Origin of the sequence: Streptomyces ossamyceticus, from assembly GCF_001418475.1 — a bacterium.
In the GTDB taxonomy this organism is placed as follows: domain Bacteria; phylum Actinomycetota; class Actinomycetes; order Streptomycetales; family Streptomycetaceae; genus Streptomyces; species Streptomyces ossamyceticus.
This window is the reverse complement of the sequence record NZ_LIQX01000929.1, coordinates 1-1,799: the sequence shown is the minus strand read 5'-3', so window position 1 is coordinate 1,799 and position 1,799 is coordinate 1. Positions and strand designations below refer to the sequence as shown.

Here is a 1,799-nt window from a genome sequence, read left to right as displayed (position 1 = left end):
CACCACCTCGATCGCCCCGGTCCCGGCGCGCACGAACTTCGCGGCGTTCTCCCCGCGGTTGGACACGGCCCGCTGCAACGCCCCCGCCCGCCCCTCGACGGTCGTGTCCAACCTCGTGGAGAACGCCTCGAAGTTCGACCGCGCCGGGACCGGGGCGATCGAGGTGGTGGTCGCGCGGGGACCGGCACGCGGCGGCGGTGACCTCGTCGACCTCGACGACGTGGGCCAGGGCGACGGGCCCGACGTGGTCCGGGTGGAGGTCCTGGACCGGGGCCCCGGCGTCGCCGACTGCGACCTCGAACGCATCTTTGACCGCTTCTACCGTGCCGCCGACGCCCGCAGCCTCCCCGGCTCCGGCCTCGGCCTGTCCATCGTCCGCGCGGTGGCAGCCGCCCACGGCGGCACCCCGTTCGCCTTCCGGCGGGCGGGCGGGGGGCTCGTGATCGGCTTCACGGTACGGGGCACCGACGCCTGACGGACCGGCCGGGACGGTGGACGGGCGGAGCGACCGACGGACGGGGCGGTGCACCGGCGGTGAGCCACCGCCGGGGCGTCAGGGCGGGGTGTCCGGGCAGCGCGTCAGGCCGGGGTGCGGGTGGCCGGGGTCCAGCGGCCGAGGACGGGCTCGGTCAGGGTGCGGGCCGTCCGGCAGAGGGTCTGGCCGTGACGGTCGAAGAGGGTGTCGCGGTCGTCGAAGTGGCCGAGGTCCGCGACGACGTGGGCGGACAGGTCGCACGAACCCCCGTCGGCGGCACAGGTGTTCACCTCGGCCGGGGTGCCGCCGTCCCAGTCGATGCCGGTGCGGGCCACCGCGTCGAAGAGGGTCTCCCCGCCGTCGTTGGCGTAGTGGCGGCCCGCGGCGGGCCCCGTGAACAGTTCACCGATCGGCAGCCAAGCCCCGTCGATCCGGAACTCCGGCCAGGCCAGCAGGACCTGCGCCGGCACGAACGGCTTCAGCCGCGGGAAGCGCGGATACCAGAACGCGCCGTCGACGAGCAGCCCGCGCACCCTCGTCCGCACCCGGACGGCACGGGCGACCGCCTCCAGCGCCGCCATCCGCTGACTGCACGAGCCGCGCCCCAGCCGCAGGGTCCGGGACACCCGGCGCCGGTCCTCGACCGAGTACACGGGCCGCACGTCCCGCGCGATGATCCGGTGCGCGGCGCGCAGCGCCTCCAGCGGGGTCGCCTCGCTCACCACCCGGCCCGCGATCGCCCCTACCAGCGGGTCGTCGTGGTCCAGGACGGGTGTGGCCCGCGTGGATCCGCGGACGTCGTCCGCGCCCCGTACCGGCGCACCGGCCCGCCTGTCCCGCGCGCCGTACGCCATGAGCAACCGACTGGTCATGTCCGTCCCCGTTCCCCGTGTGCCCCGCTGCTCCCCGGACGGGCCCCCGCCCGTACCCGGCGAACGCCCTCCGTCCATCCTCACACGGGGCGCGTCCGGGACCGCGCCGTCCCCCTCCCGGGGAGCGGGCGCTCCGCTCACCTCCCGCGGCCCTGCCTCGGCGCGCGCCGGCGACGTGCTTTCGTAGTACTTCCCGAGACCCCATTGCGGCGGTGCAAATATGCCGACTACGGTCATTCCTGCGCTCACTGAGAGTGCTCAACTGATGTACAAAGCGCAACCATCCAGCAATCCACCCCTGAGTACCGCCAGTTGAAAGCGCCCCGGGCCGTCGACACCCGTGGAGGAGCCAGACGCGGTAGGGACCCACCCCATCCCTTCTCGTCGCAATGGAGTTGGTCAGCCATGCCCGATACCGCCCCGAACCTCCCCGCCGTCCACTCTCCCCGCAC

Annotated in this window: 2 protein-coding genes; one reads left to right on the top strand and one right to left on the bottom strand. The window is 74.4% G+C overall.

The window, feature by feature from the left end:
- Positions 1-475: sensor histidine kinase (locus AOK15_RS40640; protein WP_167738932.1), on the top strand; the 475-nt coding region annotated here is incomplete at its 5' end.
- A 104-nt stretch (positions 476-579) separates the two neighbouring features.
- On the opposite strand, the gene AOK15_RS40635 is transcribed toward AOK15_RS40640, so the two are convergent.
- Positions 580-1,347: a transglutaminase domain-containing protein gene (locus tag AOK15_RS40635; RefSeq protein WP_055524217.1), complete on the bottom strand. Its 768-nt coding sequence runs from the start codon at positions 1,345-1,347 to the stop codon at positions 580-582.
- Positions 1,348-1,799: the final 452 nt, after the last annotated feature.